The following is a 16,985-nucleotide window of genomic DNA, read 5'->3' as shown; positions in this document are numbered from 1 at the left end:
GAAGCAGGAAACATCCCCACCGCAGCGCACACGCGCAGCGGCTCAGCCGCGAGGCTGAGGGGAATCCCCCTCGTTCACGAGGGGGAGGAAGTCAAGGACGCATCCTCTCCGGTGGCGGCGCCGTCGGGCTACGGGTCTTCCCGCTCGCCCCGGACGGCGGCCCCGGTGCCCGAGAGCGGGGGCCGGCGTGGCCGCGGGCCCTGTGGCCTGCGGCGTTGTCGGTACCGTCTGACAGGGTCTGCTCCGGCGGGACGACCGCCGATTCGCACACCACGAAGGGCTGGACGCATGGGCACGACTGCGGAAGCGACCACCACCGACCTGCCGTCGATGACCTGGGCGCGGTTCTGGGAGCTGGTCGAGCTGCTCGGCGGTGAGGCCGGCACCGCGACCTGTGCAGGCATCGAGGCCGGCTGCGAGCGGCTGACCGAGGCGCTGGCCGCCGGAACGGTGGGTCAGATCATCGGCTTCGGCGAGCGCCTCGCGGAGGCGCTGTACCGGATCGACCAGGAGAGTTTCGGCACCCTGCCGGTCGCCGGGCTGGAGCTGCCCGGCGGCGAGCCCTTCCCGCAGTCGGACGACGGCTTCCTGTACGCGCGCGCCGCCGTGGTCGCCGCCGGCCGCCGTACGTACGAGAGCGTCTTCGGCGAGCCGGAGCGGTTCGCACCGTTCACCGGGCGGCAGTGCGAGGAGCTGCTCTACGTGCACGAGGAGGCGTACGAGCGGGCGACGGGGGAGGAGTGGGACCGGCTCACGCGCTACGACTACGAGTCCTGCTCCAACCGCGACGGCTGGCCGGGGCGGGGCGACTGAGCGGTCCGGCCCCTGCGCGGCCGGCCACCCGGAAACCCGCTCGTCGGCGCGGGTGCGGCCCCGTAGACTCCGGTGCTCGTGACCGAGACCAGCACCCACCCGACCGCCGGCGTCCATCCGACCGCCGGCGTCCACCCGACCGCCGGCGTCCACCCGGCCGCCACCACCCGCCCTTCGGCCCCCGCGGGGGACGCCGAACTGGTCGGTGCCGCCGTGGCCGCCGCAGGCCGGGGCATGATCGACCGTGAGACGGTGGCCGAGGTCGTGACGCTCTGTGCGGTCGCCGGTGAACACCTGCTGGTCGTCGGCGCGCCTGGCACCGCCAAGTCCGAGGCGGTGCGGCGGGTCGCCGGGCAGCTGGGCGGCCGTTACTTCGAGTACCTGCTCGGCCGGTTCACCGAGCCCAACGAGCTGTTCGGGCCGGTCGACCTGCGCCGACTCCGCGAGGGGCGGGTGGAGTTCGAGACCGCGGGGATGCTGCCCGAGGCCGACATCGCCTTCCTGGACGAGGTGTTCCTCGGCTCCACCGCCGTCCTCAACACGCTGCTCGGCCTGCTGAACGAGCGGGTATTCCGCCGTGGCGGCACCGTCCTCGCCAGCCCGCTGCGGGTCTGCGTCGGCGCCGCCAACCACCTGCCGGACGATCCCGCGCTCGCCGCCTTCGCCGACCGCTTCCTGGCCCGGGTCTTCGTCGAGCCGGTCGCCGACGCCCGGCTGGAGGAGCTGCTGGAGGCCGGCCGTCGCCCGGCCGCCGACCCGGCTCACCCCGGCGACCTGCTCGGCGCCGTGGACCGGCTCGCCGCCGCCGCCCGCACGTGCGACCTCGACGAGGTGACCCCACTGCTCGCCGCCGCGCTGCGCCGGCTGCGCGGGGCCGGGGTGCCGGTCAGCGACCGGCGGGCGGTGCGCTCGCAGAAGCTGGTCGCCGCGGCCGCCGTGCTCGACGGCCGGAGCTCCGCCTCCGTACGCGACCTCTGGGTACTGCCGCTGATCGCCCCGACCGCCGACGCCCAGGCGCTGGCCCGGGACACCCTCGCCGACCTGATCGAGAAGGCCGCCAACCGCAGCCTGGTGCACGCCGCCGAGGAGCTGTCCCGCAGCACGGCGGCCCGGGCGGAGCGGCTCGCCCGCACCGGCACCGCGCTGCTCGCCGAGCACCGTGGCCTGCCCGGCGGTCGCGACTCGCGGCTGCGGCTGGAGGCGGCGCTGCGGGAGATCGACGCCGGCTTCGACCCGGCCGACCTGCCGGCCGCGCTGGCCGGCATACGCGCCGAGCTGGTTGCGGCGGTCGCGCCCTCGTGACCCAGGCCCCGCCCGCCTTCCCGCTGCGGTGGGAGCGCCGTGAGCCCCCGCTGCCCGCCGCCGCCGTGCTCGCCCTGGGCGACGCGGTGCCCGCACTGGCCGCCGCCACCCGGGACCGGCTCCGCGACGGCGCCCGCCTCGGCGTTCTTGCCGACGGCCCGCCGCCTGCGGACGCCGTGCCGACCGCGGGTGGCCCAGTGGCCGCAGCTGGTGTGCTGTCCGAGCTCGGTGCGGTCGCGCTGCTCGTGCTGGGCTCCGAGGCCGACCTGCCGTGGGCCGACGGCGCCCGCTACCTCGGCCGTGACGCCGGCCTGCTGGTCCCCACCACCGCCCGCCCCGGGCCGGCCGCCGCACTCTGGCGCCGCGCGCTCGGCGCCGAGGACGGCCGACTCTGCGTCCTCGTCCCGGGCCATGCCCTGGTCGCCGACCCGCCCCCGTCCGTGGCCTCCCCGGACGCGCTGGAGCCGTACACCCGGAGTGCGCACCGATGACGACCACCCGGCTGCCCGCCGCCCTCGCCCCCTGGGCCGCCACCCTCTCCGCTCTCAGCCCCGAACTCGCCGTCGCCCTCGGCCCGTTGCTGCGCCGCCTGGACACCCTGGTCGGGGCGCGCGAGCCCGTCGCCGACGTGCTCGGCGACCCGGACGGCCTCGGCGGCCTCACCCGCGCGGGCCGGCCGGACCGGCTGCTGCCCTCCGAGTGGCTGCTCGCCGACGCCTACCCGGACGAGTTCCTGCGCCGCCTGGCGGACGGCGAACTCCTCCACCACGCGACGGAATTCCGCACTCCGGCCGCCCGCGGCCGGATCGTCGCGCTCGTCGACACCGGCCCCACCCAGGCCGGGGCCGGCCGGCTGGTCCAGCTCGCCGCGCTGCTCGTCCTGCACCGCCGGGCGGCCGCGCGCGGCACCGAACTGGCGGTCGGCGTGCTCGGCGACCCGTTCGGCCGCCTGCTCACCGGCGACCTCGCCGAGCTGCTGCCGGCCTGGCTGGCCGCCCGCCGGCCGGCCGACCCCACCACCGAGGACGTCCGGCGGGCCCAGGCCGGCCTCGATGCCGAGGACAACGCCTGGCTGCTCACCTCGCCCCGGCTCGCCGGGCAACTCCCGGCCCGGGCCCGGGTGCTGGCGAGCGAACCGGCCCGCTGGTCCGCCGACGGAGCCACCCACGTCACCGTCCGCCTCGACGGCGCCGCCACCGAACTCCCGCTGCCCGCAGCGGAGATCGCCGTCCGGGCGCTGCGCGGCAGCGAGTTCCGACGCGCCGTAGCGCCGGCCGCCGTCGCGTTGCCGGACGGGGCGACCGGGCCGGCCGGGGGCACCGGGTCAGCGCTGCCCGCCTTCACCACCGACGCCCGCACCCTGATCGCCCGGGGAAAGCGCGCCTCCACCCTGCTCGCCGTCAACCTGCCGAGCGGTGAGGACGGTCCCGTCACCGCGGTCCGGCCGCGGCGCCACGAACTGCACGGCCCGGTGGTCGCCGCCGGGCGCATCGGCCGGCGGCTGATCGCCCTGTACGTGCGCGGCGACCGGCTGATCCCCTACGTCAGCGGCCGGCCGCTCTCCGGTCGCGGCGGCGAGCCCGGCGGGTTCACCGCCGAGGCGGCCGCGTTCGGGCTCGACCGGGCCCGGCTGGCCGAGCAGCTCACCCGCCCCGTCCTGCCGCTGCTGCGCAACGGGGACGATCTGGTGCTGCCGTTGGCCGGCCGCTGGTGGCGGATCGCGCCCGACGGTGCCGTGGCCGACGACGGCGAGGTCGGCCAGGGCGTGGAGGGGCGGCAGTATTTCAACCGCTTCCGCGAGCCGCGGCTGTACGACCGGAGCCTGCCGCGCGAGGCCGCCCGGGCCCGTCACCTCGTGCACAGCGGCGCCACCGTCGGCTGGTCGGAGGACGGCAGGAACTGGTACGTGCGGACGTGGCAGGGCCGGAACCGGCAGGTGGGGACGTGGCAGGGGGAGGAGCACCGGATCTCCTTCCGCGAGCCCGCCGAGGTGATCGGCCTGGTCCACCACGAGGCGGTGCCCGCGCTGGTCACCTGTACCCACAGCGGACGTCTGGTGCGCACCGTCCGCGCGGACGGGGTCCGTACCCTGAGCCGCTTCTCCGGCGGCACCGCACCGCCCGCCGTCCACCCGACGCTGCCGCTGATCGCCGCCGAGACCCGGCCGGGTCGGATCGTGGTCGGCCACGCACACACCGGCCGGATCCACCACCTGATCGGGAGCGACGAGTGACCGCCACCCCCGCCGCGGCCTTCCGCGCCACCGTCACCGCCTCCGGATACCTCCTCGACGTGCCGGTGATCGGCGCGGCCGAGGCAGCCGCCCGCGTCCTGGCGCGCTGGCAGGACGGCGCCGAGCTGCGTGAACTACCGGACGGACGCTGGCTGTTCAAGCTGGCCGCAGCCGTGGAGAGCCGGGCCGACCGGGCCCCGGGACTTCCGGTCGAGCGTGCGGAGAGTGGTGCGCTGGTCGCCGTCGGCACGGATCGGCAGGAGATTCGGGCCGGGCGGCTCGCCTTCACCGCGGCCGGTCTGACGATCACCCACCGCATCTCCGAACTGCCGGAGTTGGACCCGTCGGACTGGCTCGACCCGACCGGCGTCGCCCTGCACCGCCCGCGACCGGTCGGTGCCGCCGCCGAGCCGGTGGCCGAACCGGTCGAGGAGGCCGTGCCGCAGCGACCGCAGCCCGACCTGCGGACCGCCGCCGGCATTCGTCCGTCGAGCGCCCGGGCCCGCCGGCTCACCGGGGAGGCCCCGGCCGGAGCCCGCCGACGGTCCTTCGTCCGGCCGGGGTTGGCCGCCCGGGCCCGCCGGCTCACCGGGGATGCCCCGGCCGGAGCCCGCCGACGGTCCTCCGTCCGGTCCGGGCCGGGCACCCTCGCGGCCAAGGTCGGACCGGCCGCGTACTGGCTCGCCCTGGTCCTGACGCTGGGCGCCATGCTCATGGCCGCGGCCAGCTTCGTGGGGATCGTGGCCGACCGAAGCTTCCGCCCCGGCGGGTTCCTCATCGTGGTCGCCGTCGGGCTGGCTGCTGCCCGCGGCCGCGTGGGAGCCACCGAGACCACTCCGGCGGCCGGCGCCGCAAGCCCCGCCGCACCGGCCCCCGGCCGGCCCCGGAGCGCCCGCCGCCCGCGGCTGGGCGGCCTGCTGGCACGCCTGGCCATGCGCACCCCGGCGGCCCGACTGGTGCGCGGCCGCCACGCCCGCTACCTGCACGAACTCACCCGCGCCTTCGAACAGCGCCGCTGGGAGGACGCCCTGCGCGACGCCGTCCCGGTCGCCCGGGCCAAGCCGGCCGGCGGGAAGTCCTGGCTCTCCCTCGGCCTGCCCCGCCGCTACACGGGCGAGCTGCGGGCGACTCCGAAGGCCGCCGGCGCGGGCGGTGCGTCCCCGCTCTCCGGCCCCACCGTCCACGAGCACCTCGCCGGCCTCTACCGCCACGCCGCGGAGGCGCTGGAGCGCGAAGGCCGGGTCGACGAGGCGGCGTTCGTCCTCGCCGACCTGCTGAACGCGCCGGCCGAGGCGGTCGCCGTGCTGATCCGCAACGGCCGCACCGCACAGGCCGCCGAACTCGCCGAGGGCCGGGACCTGGCCGCCGACCTGGTGGTCCGGCTCTGGTGGCGGGCCGGCGAGCGCGAGCACGCCGTCCGGATCGCACACCGCCGGGCTGCCTTCGCCACCGCCGTCGAACGCCTCACCGCCACCTACCCGCAGGCCGCCCGCGAACTGCGTGCCGCCTGGGCCGCGCACTGCCGGGAGGCCGGCGACCGCCTCGGCGCCGTCGAGGCCGCCTGGCCGGACGAGGCGCTGCGGCCCACGATCGCGGCCGACCTGCGTGACGCGGTCGCCCTCGGCGGCCCGGCCCGCGGCCGGGCGCTGCCGTACCTGCTGGCACTCGGCGCGGGGGAGGCCACCCGGGCGCTGGCCCTGGCCGTCCTCGACGGCGACGGCGACCCGCGCGCCACCGGCCGCTCGGCGCTGGCAGCGGCCCTGGCGGACCTGCCCGCCGCCGACCCGGCCGCCGACCGTGAACTCGCCACCGCCGCCATCCGGGCCGTCGTACGGGACGGCGGCTTCGGCGGCGTCCATGCCAGGAAGGCCGAAAGCGCCCTCGCCGAGCGGCTGTTGAAGCGGGCCGACCCGCTGGCCGCCGCCGACCTGGCCCGGCCCCGGCAGAGCGTCCGTCCCGCCGGCGCCGCGCCCGCGTACACCGCCGCCGAGCGGCCCGGCACGCTGCCGGTGCTGGACGCGGCACTGCTCGGCTCCGGCGCCCTGCTGGTCGCCTGCGGCCAGGCGGGCGTGCGGCTGCTGACCGCCGACGGCCGCACCAAGGCCCGCTGGGACGTGCCCGCCGACCAACTGGTCCTCGCCGACCACGGCGGCAGCGCGCTCCTGGTGGCCGGCTACGGACGGGTGCGCGAGATCGCCCGCCTCGACCTCGCCACCCGGGCCGTCCGGCCCTGGGCCACCCTGCGGGTCCGGCAGATCGCCCCGTCCTTCGACGGCCGCCACCTGATCACGGAGGACGAGGACGGCATCGCCGTCCTGGACACCCTGGCGCCACGACCCACCGTGGTCTGGCGCGAACTCGGTGACGGGCAGCGGCTGGTGGGCCGGATCGCCCGTACGGCCGGCAGCTGCGCGGCCGTCGTGGTCTCCGCCCTGCCCGACGGTTCGCCGCTCACCGAACTGTGGCGCTGGGACCTGCCCGGCTGGGAGTTGCGCTCCCGGCTCCGCCTGGACGAGGCCACCACCGACCTCGGCGTCTCGGTGGCGCTCGCCGCCGAGGGCCTGCTCACCGCACACGTGCAGGAGCACCCGGACCGGACCACCCTCGTCCGGACGGACGAGTCCGCCGGCCCCGCCACCGAGATGACCGTCGCCGGTCTCGCTCCGTACGGCCCCACCGCCGACGGTGACCACTGGGCGCTCACCGTCCCCCTGGCCGACGGCACCGGCGCCCTCGTCCATCTGGGCGCCGCCCCGGCGGCCGAGCCCACCGCCACGGCCGTCTTCCCGCACGCCGACCCGCCGTACGTCGGCCTGCGCGGCCATGCCGGCGCGGTCACCCACTGGCACCGCTCCGGCCGCGTCCTCGCCACCTCCGCCGACGGCGCCACGCTCCTCGCCAACCTGCGCGTCACCGCCGAGTGAGGAGCGCCCCGCCCCCGGCCCCGGCTCAGCACGGGGCGCCGAAGGGCGGGGCGGCCCCGGCGAGCCGGCGGCAACCTCGCCTCGGGGTACGCCACCGACCGCTTCGGCCCGGTACGGGTGCTGACGGCCGGCTACCTCGTGCCGGTCGCCGGGCTCGCCGTACTGGCCCTGGCCCACCTGCTCGCCGCCGCCCGCCGGGCGGGCTGAGGCCGGCACGCAAGGTGTTCGGATTTCTCCGCGCCGGTTGTCACATCTGCGGGATCGGCCCCGTCGAAAGAGATGACAGCACCACGGAACAGAGAGAGAAGGACACCGCTGTGAACGACGCCCGCATGGCCAACCCCGCCGTTGTCATCCCCGAGGCGCTGCCCGCGATCCTGGGCGTGATGAAGGCCGCGAAGAAGGGCGGCGTACCCGAGTCGACCCTCGAACTCGTCCACCTGCGCGCCAGCCAGATCAACGGCTGCAGCTACTGCGTCGTCAGCGGCGTGGCGAGCGCGAAGAGGAACGGCGAGACCGACGAGCGCCTGCACGCCGTCGCCGCGTGGCGGGAGGCGCCCTACTTCACCGACGCCGAGCGCGCGGCCCTGGAGCTGGCCGAGCACGTCACCCGCCTCGCCGACCGGGCCCTCGTACCGGACGACGTCTGGGGCGCGGCGGCCGCCCACTTCGACGAGCGGCAGCTGGCCTCGCTGCTCCTCTGGATCAGCCTGAGCAACTTCTTCAACCGCCTCAACGCCACCACCCGCCAGCCCGTCGGCACCACCTGGTGACACCGCCGCGCGGCCGACCCCCCGGAACCGAACGGCGCTGGGGGCACGGGCCGCCGGCTACCGGCCGACGCCCACCACCGGGACGCCGTCCGGACGGCCGGCGAGCAGGGCGGCGAGGTGGTTCGCGCACCGCAGGGCGGCGGTGGCCATCGCGCCCCGCGTCATCCCGGCGACGTGCGGGGTGAGCAGGGCGTTCGGCAGGCCGAAGAGCGGCGAGGCGAAGGCGGCGTGCTCATGGGCGAAGGTGTCGACGGCGGCCGCCGCGAGCGGGTGCGCGGGGTCGCGGAGCGCATCCGCCAGGGCCTGTTCGTCGACGATGCCGCCGCGGGCGGTGTTCAGCAGGACCGACCCCGGCCGCATGAGTGCCAGCTCCGCCCGGCCGATCAGCCCGCGGGTCTGCGGGGTGAGCGGCAGGTGCAGGGAGACGACGTCGCTGCCGGCCAGGAGTGCGGCGAGGGTGGGGGCGCTGCGCACCGGGGCCTCGGCCGGGCCGCGTGAGAGGGCCTGGACGTCCATGCCGAGGGCGGTCGCCCGTGCGGCCAGGGCCCGGCCGATCCGGCCCAGGCCGAGGATGCCGAGGGTCAGCTCCGACAGCTCCACCGCCGGTCCGGCCGGGGTGCGCCAACTGCCCCGGTGTGCGGCCTCGTTGTGGGCGGACAGGTCGCGGGTCAGGGTGAGGAGCTGGGCCAGGGCGAACTCGGCGACCGCGTTCGCGTTGGAGCCCGGGGTGTGGGTGACGGTGACGCCGTGGCGGGCGGCGGCGGCCAGGTCGACGTGGTCGGTGCCGGCCCCGGCCCGGCCGACCGCCCGGAGCCGGTGGGCGAGCGCGGGGCCGGTCGCCGCGTCCAGGAAGGCGGCACGCAGCGGCACCCCGCCCCGGGACTTGACGGCGTCGTGGCCGAGGCCTCCCCGGACGGTCTCGGCGATCAGGGCGGACTCGTCGAAGGCGTCGAAGTCGGTGAACCCGACCCGGCCCGCCCACGCGGCGCGCACCGCCGTGTGGTCGGCCACCCGGCGGAGGTTGAGGGTGACGGCCAGCCCGTGGCCGACCAACCGCGCCAGCTCCCGGTCGAGCAGGTCGCCGGGGGCCGCGTCGAGCAGCAGGACCCGGGGCTGGTGCATGGGGTACTCCCTTCGGGGCATCCGGAGCCGAGCGCCCCATGAGGTAAGGCATGAATGATAGTAGTGGCTCTTACGGAATGCGCCCCGGGGTGCCCGACGTCGACGCGGCCTGACCCGGGCGCAGCAGGCGGGGACGGCGATCGCCGACCCGAAGGCGTACCTGGCCACGTCGGTGACCAGACTGGGAATCAACCACCTGGGTTCGGCGCGGGTGCGGCGGGAGATCTACGTGGGCGACTGGCTGCCCGAGCCGGTCGTCGTGTCCGCCGACCGCCCGGGGCGGGCCGAGCACGCCGAGCTGGCCGACTCGCTGTCGATGGCGTTCCTCGTGCTCATGGAGGCCCTCTCGCCGGTGGAACGGGCCGTGTTCATGCTGCGTGAGGCCTTCGGGCACGGCTACCCGGACGTGGCGAGGATCGTCGGCAAGTCCGAGGCGAACTGCCGGCAGATCTTCGCCCGCGCCAGAAAGTGGGCGCGGGCGCCCGTGCGCCGTCCCCGAACTTTTGGTTATCCCGGCGGCCCTCACGGATCTCCTGTCTGTCACCGCTCATCCATGCGCTCCTCGCGGCGCGCTGTCACGGGAAAGACCTGCTGATGCCCGCTCCTCATCGTTCGTTCTCCCGCGGCTGGGCGCTGGCGTCCTGTGTGCCGGTTCTGCTGTTCGTCGGGCTCGTCGCATGCGGTTCGTCGTCGCACTCCGGGCATGAGGGCATGCCGGCCACGGGCCACGGTGCGATGGCCATGACGCCCGGCGCGGCGGCCCCGGCCATGCCGGCCATGCAGGGGATGCAGGGGATGCAGGGGATGCCGGACATGCCCGCGACCGCCCGGGGCCTCGCCGCCGAACGGGACGGCTACCGCCTGGACCCCGAGGCCGCCGCCCTGCCCGCAGACCGGACCGTGGGCTACCGGTTCACCATCACGGGCCCGGACGGTCGGCCGGTCACCGACTTCGCCGTGCACCAGACGAAGAAGCTGCACTTCTACGCGATCCGCTCCGATCTCACCGGATTCCAGCATCTGCACCCGGTGATGGCTGCCGACGGCACGTGGACCGCGGACCTCGCGGCCCTCGCCCCGGGAGACTGGCGGCTGTACACGTCGTTCATCCCGGACAGCGGCCCCCGCAAGGGCAGCGAGCTCGTCCTCAGCCGCACCGTGACCGTGCCCGGCGCGGCCGCCGCGGTGCCGCTCCCCGCCCCGGTCGGCAGCACCACGGTCGACGGCTACACCGTCACCCTCCGGAGCGAGCCGAAGGCCGGTGCCCACCAGCTCACCGCCACCGTCGGAAAGGACGGCGAGCCCGTCACCGACCTCCAGCCGTACCTGGACAGCTACGCCCACCTCACCGCCTTCCACGAGGGCGACCAGGCGCTGGCCCATCTCCACCCGGCGAACGAGGTCGACGGCGACCACGGCGGTCCGACGCTGACCTTCCAGGCCATGTTCGACGAGGCCGGGAGCTGGCGGGTATTCCTGCAGTTCCAGACCGCCGGACAGCTGCACACCGCGGAGCTCACGCTGAACATCACCTGACGCGACGCCGGCCGGGGAGGGCGCGGCCGGAGACGCAGGTGACGGACGGCCGACCGGCCCAGGCCGACCTGGGCCGACCTGGGCCGGTCGGGGCCGGGCGGGGCTACACGGCCCGGCGGGCCGTCAGGGCCCGGGCGAGCACCTTGGCCCGGAACGGGTTCCGCGGCTCCAGCGCCTGCGCCACCGCGACCGCCTCGTCCAGCAATGCCCGCCGGGCCTGCGGCAGTTCGCGCACCGCGGGCGAGCCGGCCGCCTCGACCAGCACGTAGGCCAGCTTGGACCCGTACACCTCGGGCGCGACCGTCGTCAGCAGCCGGTACACCGACAGCGCGTTCGGCCCGCGCAGCACCCGCCGGTTGGTGGTGAGCAGCATCATCCGCGCCCGCAGCACCGCGTCCTGGTTCACACCGTTCATGCCCTGTTTCCCCCTCGATTCGCCGTCTCCTCCCGGCGGCTGGGCAGCACGCCGCGCGCGACGGCGCCCGCGGACGGGTGCCGGCACGGGGGCCGGGGGAGTGGATGCGGACGAGTCTGCGGCCGGCGCCGTACCCGGGGCAAGGAGAATCGGACGTGTCCCGAGTCCTACCGAAACGGCCGCTGACCGGGCATGATTGAGCCTGACACGCTGCTGCGGACCTGACGGCGGTGGCCGGAAACCCTGTTGTGGCGGGTGGGCGGCCGGGGACAGGGTGAAGACGTCGAGGGCGAGCTGGGCACCGGTGAGCCCAAGGGTCCGTAAAGCCCCCGCTTCGGCTGTGACGGTTCGAATCCGTTCCTCGCCCACCTCGCGCGTGCCCGGGTGTCCGCCACCCGGGCACGCGGTCCGGGCGGTTCAGCCCTCGGTCTCCACGATCACCAGAGTGCCCCGGCTCCCCGCTGCGACCGCGTGCGGGACACCCGCCGGGACGACGTACATCTCGCCGGTCCCCACCGGCACGGAGGCGCCGTCCACGAGCAGCTCCATCCGGCCGTCGAGGACGAGCAGCACCTCGGTCACGTCGTGCCGCTCCTCCGCGACCGGCAGCTCGTCCATCCGCAGCACCTTGACCGCCGTCGGGCCCACCCGGCCCAGGACGCGGGAGCTCCATGCCCGCGGCAGCGCCGCCGCGGCTCCGGGGACGTCGATCCTGCTCATGGCACACCTCTTCCTGCGCGGTCTGCCCGCGCCCGGTGGTTGTCGGGGATGCCGTGAACGCTAGCCGCGCGGCGGGCCCGGTTGGTCGACCGTTCGGTAAAATCCCGCAGTGCCAGGGTGGCTGACGGTGCCTCGGAACGGGCGGTTAGCCTGGGGCACATGTTCGTTCTGGATCTGACCTACACCGCGCCCCTGGACCGTATCGACGCCGTGCTCTCCGAGCACCTGGAGTGGCTGAAGGCGCACTACGCGGCCGGGGCCTTCCTCGCCTCCGGCCGCAAGGTGCCCCGCGAGGGGGGTGTCATCCTCGCCGCGGGCGCCGACCGGGCGGCGATCGAGGAGATCACCGGCAGCGACCCCTTCGTCCTGGCGGGCCTGGCCGCGTACACGGTCACGGAGTTCGTGGCCACCAACACCGCTCCGGCCCTGGACTCCTTCCGCGAAACCCTGCCCGCCTGAGCCCTGCCGTTCGAGCCCTGCCCGTTCGAGCCCCGAGCCTGCCCGCCTGAGCCTGCCCGCCGTGAGCCCGGAGCCTGAGCTCAGAGCCCTGAGCTCCGAGCCCTGAGTTTCGATCGCCGGCCCCCTGGCCGCCCCTGTGAGCCGTACCCGGCGCCCGCCCGGGTACGGCCACCGGTCGTGTTCTGGTTACGATCGGTGAGCACAGGGCATGGAAGCGCCGGGCCGGCGGGGCCGGCGTACGGACAGGGACTGGTGGGAGACACGTATGGCACACGCACGGGCCGGTCAGCTTGCGCAGCCGGACGACCTGGTGGACGTGGCGCGGCTGGTGACGGCGTACTACGCGCTGCACCCGGACCCGGAGGAACCGGGCCAGCGCGTGGCCTTCGGGACCTCGGGCCACCGCGGCTCCTCGCTCGACGCGGCCTTCAACGACGACCACATCGCCGCCACCACCCAGGCGATCTGCGAGTACCGAACCGGTCAGGGCATCACCGGCCCGCTGTTCCTGGGCGCGGACACCCATGCGCTCTCCGAGCCGGCCAAGGTCACCGCCGTCGAGGTGCTGGCGGCCAACGGCGTCACCGTCCTGCTGGACAGCGCCGACGGCTACACGCCCACCCCGGCCGTCTCGCACGCGATCCTGGCGCACAACCGCCGCCACCCGCAGGCGCTCGCCGACGGCATCGTGGTCACGCCCTCGCACAACCCGCCGCGCGACGGCGGCTTCAAGTACAACCCGCCGAGCGGCGGCCCGGCCGGTTCCGATGCCACCGGCTGGATCCAGGACCGGGCCAACGCGCTGATCCGGGACGGCCTGCGCGGCGTCAAGCGGGTCCCGTACGCCCGCGCGCTGACCGCCGCGACCACCGGCCGGCACGACTTCCTCACCGCCTACACCGAGGACCTGGTCTGCGTCCTGGACCTGGACGCGATCCGGGCGTCCGGCCTGCGGATCGGCGCGGACCCGCTGGGCGGGGCGTCCGTCGCCTACTGGGGGCGGATCGCCGAGGTGCACCGTCTCGACCTGACCGTCGTCAACCCGGTCACCGACCCGACCTGGCGCTTCATGACGCTGGACTGGGACGGCAAGATCCGGATGGACTGCTCCTCGCCCGCCGCCATGGCCTCGCTGATCGGCCGCCGGGGCGAGTACGCGATCGCCACCGGCAACGACGCCGACGCCGACCGGCACGGCATCGTCACCCCGGACGGCCTGATGAACCCCAACCACTACCTGGCGGTGGCGGTCGACTACCTCTACCGGCACCGCGCCGACTGGCCGGCCGACGCGGCGGTGGGCAAGACGCTGGTCTCCTCCTCGATGCTGGACCGGGTCGCGGCCGACCTCAAGCGCGAGCTGATCGAGGTGCCGGTCGGCTTCAAGTGGTTCGTCGACGGGCTGTTGGAGGGCTCGATCGCGTTCGGCGGCGAGGAGTCGGCCGGGGCGTCCTTCCTGCGCCGCGACGGCGGGGTCTGGACGACGGACAAGGACGGCATCCTGCTCGCCCTGCTGGCCTCCGAGATCACCGCGGTGACCGGCCGCACGCCCAGCGAGTACTACCGCGACCTCACCGACCGCCACGGCGCTCCCTCCTACGCCCGCGTGGACGCGCCGGCCGACCGGGAACAGAAGGCGCTGCTGGGCCGCCTCTCGCCGGAGCAGGTCAAGGCCGGCGAGCTGGCCGGGGAGCCGATCACGGCCGTCCTCACCGAGGCGCCCGGCAACGGTGCGGCCATCGGCGGCATCAAGGTCTGCACCGAGAACGCCTGGTTCGCCGCCCGGCCGTCGGGCACCGAGGACGTCTACAAGATCTACGCCGAGTCCTTCCGGGGCGACGAGCACCTGGCCCGCGTCCAGGCCGAGGCCCGCGAGCTGGTCGGCGAGGTCCTGGCCGGCTGAGCCGACTGGGCCGCAGGGGCCGACCGGCCCGGTCCCTGCGGCCCGGCCCGGATCGGGGTGGACCGGGCCGGGGCCGATCACGCCCGGACGAGCCCACCACCGGCCGTCGGTGGGCTCGCCCTGGTCACCGCGGCCGTGGCCGGTGGGCGTACCAGAGGGTGATCGGCGCGTCGAGGGCCACCGAGGTGCCCTTCGGAGGGTCGGTACGAATGGCCAGACCCTCGGCGACGGTCGTGGTGTCCTCGCTGTAGACGGTCACGGCGGTGAAGTGGGCCGCGCGGAGGGCCTGCTCGGCGTCGGCCCGGCTCAGGCCGGCGACGTCGGGGATCCGCGCCCGGCCGTCCGAGACGTGCAGGGCCACGGTGCTGCCCGGGAGGACCTTGGCGCCCGCCGCCGGGTCGGTGCCGACCACCTGCTGCGCGGGTGTGCCACCGCCCTCCACGACCGTGGCGCGGGAGGCCAGCCCGAGCGCCTTGAGCTTCGCCTCGGCGGCCGCCTGGCCGAGACCGGCCAGATCCGGCAGAACGATCGCGCGCGCCGAGGGTGAAGGTGAAGTCGTGGGGGAGGCTGAACGGGTGGGCGAGGGCGAGGGTTTGCCCTTGCCGCCGCCGTCGGTCCGGGTGCTGCCCGGGGTGGTGGGTGACGGCGGGACGGGTCGTGCCGAGGTGGCGGGCGGGACGGGCGGGTCGCCGCCCCCGTCGGCCTGGCGGCCGAGCCCGAGGACGACCGCCACCGCAGCCACGATCACCACCAGCACGAGCACGGCGACGGCCGCGGGCCCGCAGCCGCCGGCGCTCCGCGACGGCGGCCGGGGCTCGGGGACGCGCTGCTGCCCGGGCCGCCCCGGCCGGCCGGGAGCCGTTCGGTGGCCGGGACCGTCCCGGCCGGGGCCCGACGGCCGGTCCGGGCGCCCGTCGTCCTGGCCCCGGGAAGGCCCGTCGTCGTCCCTGCCGAGGTCGAGGTCGATCGCGCCCGGGACGTCCACCGCGAACGCGGCACAGGCCGCCCCCTGGTGGGCCGAGGTCGCGACCACCCGGAGCGCGACCCCGAACCGTTCCCACCGGGCGCCGTGCACCTGGCCGGCCAGGTCCGCCCCGGGGACCCCGAACCGCGAGGCGATGTCCAGCCCGGTGCCGAGGTGGTCTGCCGGGAGCGCGTACCGCAGCTCCACCCGGCGGGTGCGGCCGGGCGGCAGCGACGCCTCGACCTCCCGCCGGTCGAAGTCCAGTCGCCCGTCGAGGGGTTCGACCGGTTCGAGGTGGAAGCCGGTGGCCCGGGGGCCGGCGTTGTGGACGACCAGCTCCACCGTGATCGTGCCGCCCGCCTGCCCGTACCGGCGGGGCGGTTCGCACCAGGCCTGGACGCCGGCGCCGGGACCGGCGCGGAGGTCGGTGCCGCAGTACTCGCCCGGGCAGTAGGCGCCGAGCCGTTCGGCCCCGTCGGTCCGGGTGCCGCACAGGCGGCAGAAGAGCCTCATGGTCCCCCCACGGCTGGTCTGACACAAGCCCTCGCGCCGGCCCGTCCCCGGGGGCCGCGGTCTCCGCTGCGGGGGTACCCGGCCGGCGAGCGGGAAAACCGCAGCCGGCCCACCGCGACCCGGCTGTGACCGATCGACCCCGTACTCGTCATCTCGCCCACGGCCGAGGGCATATGACGATCAGTCAAAAGATCGAGGGGGAACGGAGATTCGATCCCCGGTCCGGCGGGCCGGTCCACCCGTCCCCGCCGGTCCGCCCGCCCCGGCGCAGGCCGGTCCGCTCGCCCCCGCCGGTCCGCCCGCCCGGACCCAGGGGCGGTCGGGGCTCAGCCCGCCGGGGCCGGGGCCGGGGCCGGCTGTTCGGCGTCGCCGAAGCGCGCCAGGGTCAGCGCGCCGATCACCGCGGCCGCGAAGCCGGCGACGGCGAGCGGCGTCGCGTCGTGCCGCGTGTGGTCCCCGAGCACGAGCACCCCGACGACGGCCGGGCCCAGCGTCTCGCCGAGCACCATCGCCGCCGTGGCCGCTGTCACCGAGCCGCTCTGCATCGCCCAGGTCAGTGCGGCAAACCCGCCCAGCCCGGCCACGGCGACCGCGTACGCCGAGGGCTCGACGAGGAGCTCCGGGAGCCGCGACTCTGGCAGGACCCGCACCGCGACGCCCACCACCCCGAACTGGAGGCCCGCCACCAGCCCGAGCAGCGGGGCGCGGCGGGCCCCGGTGAACCGCACGACCACCCAGCCCGCGCCCGTCAGGACCACCGCGACCAGCAGTACGCCCAGACGCAGCGCGGTGTCACCCGTGCCCTTGCCGTCCCGCCCCGCCGTGAGGGCGAGCACGCAGAGCCCGGCGCAGACCGCGGCCACCCCGGCCCACTCGCTGCTCCGCAGCCGGACCCGCAGGACGCGGGAGGCCCCGACGGCGGTCACGGCGAGTGCCGAGGCCAGCGCTGCCTCCACCTCGTAGAGCGGCAGCCGTTCCAGGGCGACGAGTTCGGCGGCGAAGCCGAGCATGTCCATCCCGATGCCCACCAGGAAGGGCCACTGCCGGAGGGCGTCGGTCAGCGCGGCGGCCTCGCCCGGGCGGTGGCCGGTGGCGGCCCGGCGGGCGCCGACGGCCTGGAGGACGGTGGCGGTGCCGGTGAGCAGCGCGGCCAGAAGGGCCGAGAGCAGGCCGAGGAGCATGGGCCGACGGTACGGCGCCGTGGTGTGCGGGGTGGTCTGGCGCGCCGTCAGGGCGGTCATCCTGCCGGGTCGTCCTGCCGATCGGCGGGGGCCGATCGACGGGTGTGATTCCGGCCCGGTGACTGAT

15 protein-coding genes and 1 tRNA gene are annotated in these 16,985 nt (G+C 76.1%); 11 read left to right on the top strand and 5 right to left on the bottom strand.

Features of this window, described 5'->3' with window-relative positions; translation table 11 throughout:
* Nucleotides 1–288 precede the first annotated feature (288 nt).
* The 6 genes from ACZ5WK_RS35800 to ACZ5WK_RS35775 all read left to right on the top strand — a co-directional run bounded on the left by ACZ5WK_RS35800 (nucleotide 289) and on the right by ACZ5WK_RS35775 (nucleotide 8,045).
* On the top strand, nucleotides 289–813 hold the full coding sequence (locus ACZ5WK_RS35800) for a DUF4240 domain-containing protein (RefSeq protein ID WP_465553985.1): 525 nt from the start codon (nucleotides 289–291) through the stop codon (nucleotides 811–813).
* 78 nt (nucleotides 814–891) lie between these two features.
* Complete coding sequence (locus ACZ5WK_RS35795; RefSeq protein ID WP_465553983.1) at nucleotides 892–2,115, top strand: AAA family ATPase; 1,224 nt, start codon at nucleotides 892–894, stop codon at nucleotides 2,113–2,115.
* A complete protein-coding gene (locus ACZ5WK_RS35790) occupies nucleotides 2,112–2,606 on the top strand; it encodes a bpX5 domain-containing protein (protein ID WP_465553981.1) in 495 nt (164 codons plus the stop codon). The genes ACZ5WK_RS35795 and ACZ5WK_RS35790 overlap by 4 nt, the downstream gene beginning before the upstream one ends.
* A complete protein-coding gene (locus ACZ5WK_RS35785; protein ID WP_465553979.1) occupies nucleotides 2,603–4,348 on the top strand; it encodes a hypothetical protein in 1,746 nt (581 codons plus the stop codon). Before ACZ5WK_RS35790 ends, ACZ5WK_RS35785 begins: the two co-directional genes overlap by 4 nt.
* Nucleotides 4,345–7,272 carry a bpX6 domain-containing protein gene (locus ACZ5WK_RS35780; RefSeq protein WP_465553977.1) on the top strand — a complete coding sequence of 976 codons (2,928 nt, stop codon included), beginning with the start codon at nucleotides 4,345–4,347 and terminating at the stop codon, nucleotides 7,270–7,272. Before ACZ5WK_RS35785 ends, ACZ5WK_RS35780 begins: the two co-directional genes overlap by 4 nt.
* A 332-nt stretch (nucleotides 7,273–7,604) precedes the next feature.
* Complete coding sequence (locus ACZ5WK_RS35775) at nucleotides 7,605–8,045, top strand: carboxymuconolactone decarboxylase family protein (protein WP_465553987.1); 441 nt, start codon at nucleotides 7,605–7,607, stop codon at nucleotides 8,043–8,045.
* A 57-nt stretch (nucleotides 8,046–8,102) separates the two neighbouring features.
* On the opposite strand, the gene ACZ5WK_RS35770 is transcribed toward ACZ5WK_RS35775, so the two are convergent.
* Nucleotides 8,103–9,167 carry an NAD(P)-dependent oxidoreductase gene (locus ACZ5WK_RS35770; protein ID WP_465553975.1) on the bottom strand — a complete coding sequence of 355 codons (1,065 nt, stop codon included), beginning with the start codon at nucleotides 9,165–9,167 and terminating at the stop codon, nucleotides 8,103–8,105.
* A gap of 229 nt (nucleotides 9,168–9,396) precedes the next feature.
* Between ACZ5WK_RS35770 and ACZ5WK_RS35765 the strand changes: the two genes are divergently transcribed.
* Both ACZ5WK_RS35765 and ACZ5WK_RS35760 read left to right on the top strand, forming a co-directional pair.
* Complete coding sequence (locus tag ACZ5WK_RS35765) at nucleotides 9,397–9,762, top strand: sigma factor-like helix-turn-helix DNA-binding protein (protein WP_465553973.1); 366 nt, start codon at nucleotides 9,397–9,399, stop codon at nucleotides 9,760–9,762.
* Nucleotides 9,762–10,703: a hypothetical protein gene (locus ACZ5WK_RS35760; protein WP_465553971.1), complete on the top strand. Its 942-nt coding sequence runs from the start codon at nucleotides 9,762–9,764 to the stop codon at nucleotides 10,701–10,703. The genes ACZ5WK_RS35765 and ACZ5WK_RS35760 overlap by 1 nt, the downstream gene beginning before the upstream one ends.
* Before the next feature lie 103 nt (nucleotides 10,704–10,806).
* Here ACZ5WK_RS35760 and ACZ5WK_RS35755 read toward each other — a convergent pair whose 3' ends face one another.
* Nucleotides 10,807–11,118, bottom strand: a complete 312-nt coding sequence (locus ACZ5WK_RS35755; RefSeq protein ID WP_465553969.1) for a hypothetical protein — start codon at nucleotides 11,116–11,118, stop codon at nucleotides 10,807–10,809.
* A 287-nt stretch (nucleotides 11,119–11,405) separates the two neighbouring features.
* On the opposite strand from ACZ5WK_RS35755, the gene ACZ5WK_RS35750 reads away from it, so the two are divergent.
* Nucleotides 11,406–11,486: transfer RNA gene (locus ACZ5WK_RS35750), tRNA-Tyr, on the top strand.
* A 49-nt stretch (nucleotides 11,487–11,535) separates the two neighbouring features.
* Here the strand turns inward: ACZ5WK_RS35750 and ACZ5WK_RS35745 are convergent.
* On the bottom strand, nucleotides 11,536–11,838 hold the full coding sequence (locus ACZ5WK_RS35745; RefSeq protein WP_465553967.1) for a cupin domain-containing protein: 303 nt from the start codon (nucleotides 11,836–11,838) through the stop codon (nucleotides 11,536–11,538).
* 159 nt (nucleotides 11,839–11,997) lie between these two features.
* On the opposite strand from ACZ5WK_RS35745, the gene ACZ5WK_RS35740 reads away from it, so the two are divergent.
* Both ACZ5WK_RS35740 and pgm read left to right on the top strand, forming a co-directional pair.
* Nucleotides 11,998–12,297: a YciI family protein gene (locus ACZ5WK_RS35740; protein WP_396322363.1), complete on the top strand. Its 300-nt coding sequence runs from the start codon at nucleotides 11,998–12,000 to the stop codon at nucleotides 12,295–12,297.
* A 265-nt stretch (nucleotides 12,298–12,562) separates the two neighbouring features.
* Nucleotides 12,563–14,200: a phosphoglucomutase (alpha-D-glucose-1,6-bisphosphate-dependent) gene (gene pgm, locus ACZ5WK_RS35735; protein ID WP_465553965.1), complete on the top strand. Its 1,638-nt coding sequence runs from the start codon at nucleotides 12,563–12,565 to the stop codon at nucleotides 14,198–14,200.
* Between the two features lie 124 nt (nucleotides 14,201–14,324).
* Here pgm and ACZ5WK_RS35730 read toward each other — a convergent pair whose 3' ends face one another.
* Together ACZ5WK_RS35730 and ACZ5WK_RS35725 are read right to left on the bottom strand one after the other, a co-directional pair.
* A complete protein-coding gene (locus ACZ5WK_RS35730; protein ID WP_465553963.1) occupies nucleotides 14,325–15,677 on the bottom strand; it encodes a PASTA domain-containing protein in 1,353 nt (450 codons plus the stop codon).
* Between the two features lie 326 nt (nucleotides 15,678–16,003).
* Nucleotides 16,004–16,918, bottom strand: coding sequence for a DMT family protein (locus tag ACZ5WK_RS35725; RefSeq protein ID WP_465553961.1), 915 nt, complete (start codon nucleotides 16,916–16,918; stop codon nucleotides 16,004–16,006).
* Between the last annotated feature and the right edge of the window lie 67 nt (nucleotides 16,919–16,985).

The organism is Kitasatospora sp. NPDC032757 (assembly GCF_055579305.1).
The sequence above is the reverse complement of the archived record's forward strand: the minus strand, read 5'-3'. Positions and strand labels throughout refer to the sequence as shown.

Bases quoted from the DNA above. Each gene is read 5' to 3' on its own strand.
- ACZ5WK_RS35745 (WP_465553967.1), bottom strand. From the start codon at position 11,838: ATGAGCAGGATCGACGTCCCCGGAGCCGCGGCGGCGCTGCCGCGGGCA.
- ACZ5WK_RS35730 (WP_465553963.1), bottom strand. From the start codon at position 15,677: ATGAGGCTCTTCTGCCGCCTGTGCGGCACCCGGACCGACGGGGCCGAA.
- ACZ5WK_RS35740 (WP_396322363.1), top strand. From the start codon at position 11,998: ATGTTCGTTCTGGATCTGACCTACACCGCGCCCCTGGACCGTATCGAC.
- ACZ5WK_RS35770 (WP_465553975.1), bottom strand. From the start codon at position 9,167: ATGCACCAGCCCCGGGTCCTGCTGCTCGACGCGGCCCCCGGCGACCTG.
- ACZ5WK_RS35775 (WP_465553987.1), top strand. From the start codon at position 7,605: ATGGCCAACCCCGCCGTTGTCATCCCCGAGGCGCTGCCCGCGATCCTG.
- ACZ5WK_RS35760 (WP_465553971.1), top strand. From the start codon at position 9,762: ATGCCCGCTCCTCATCGTTCGTTCTCCCGCGGCTGGGCGCTGGCGTCC.
- ACZ5WK_RS35755 (WP_465553969.1), bottom strand. From the start codon at position 11,118: ATGAACGGTGTGAACCAGGACGCGGTGCTGCGGGCGCGGATGATGCTG.
- ACZ5WK_RS35800 (WP_465553985.1), top strand. From the start codon at position 289: ATGGGCACGACTGCGGAAGCGACCACCACCGACCTGCCGTCGATGACC.
- pgm (WP_465553965.1), top strand. From the start codon at position 12,563: ATGGCACACGCACGGGCCGGTCAGCTTGCGCAGCCGGACGACCTGGTG.
- ACZ5WK_RS35725 (WP_465553961.1), bottom strand. From the start codon at position 16,918: ATGACCGCCCTGACGGCGCGCCAGACCACCCCGCACACCACGGCGCCG.
- ACZ5WK_RS35785 (WP_465553979.1), top strand. From the start codon at position 2,603: ATGACGACCACCCGGCTGCCCGCCGCCCTCGCCCCCTGGGCCGCCACC.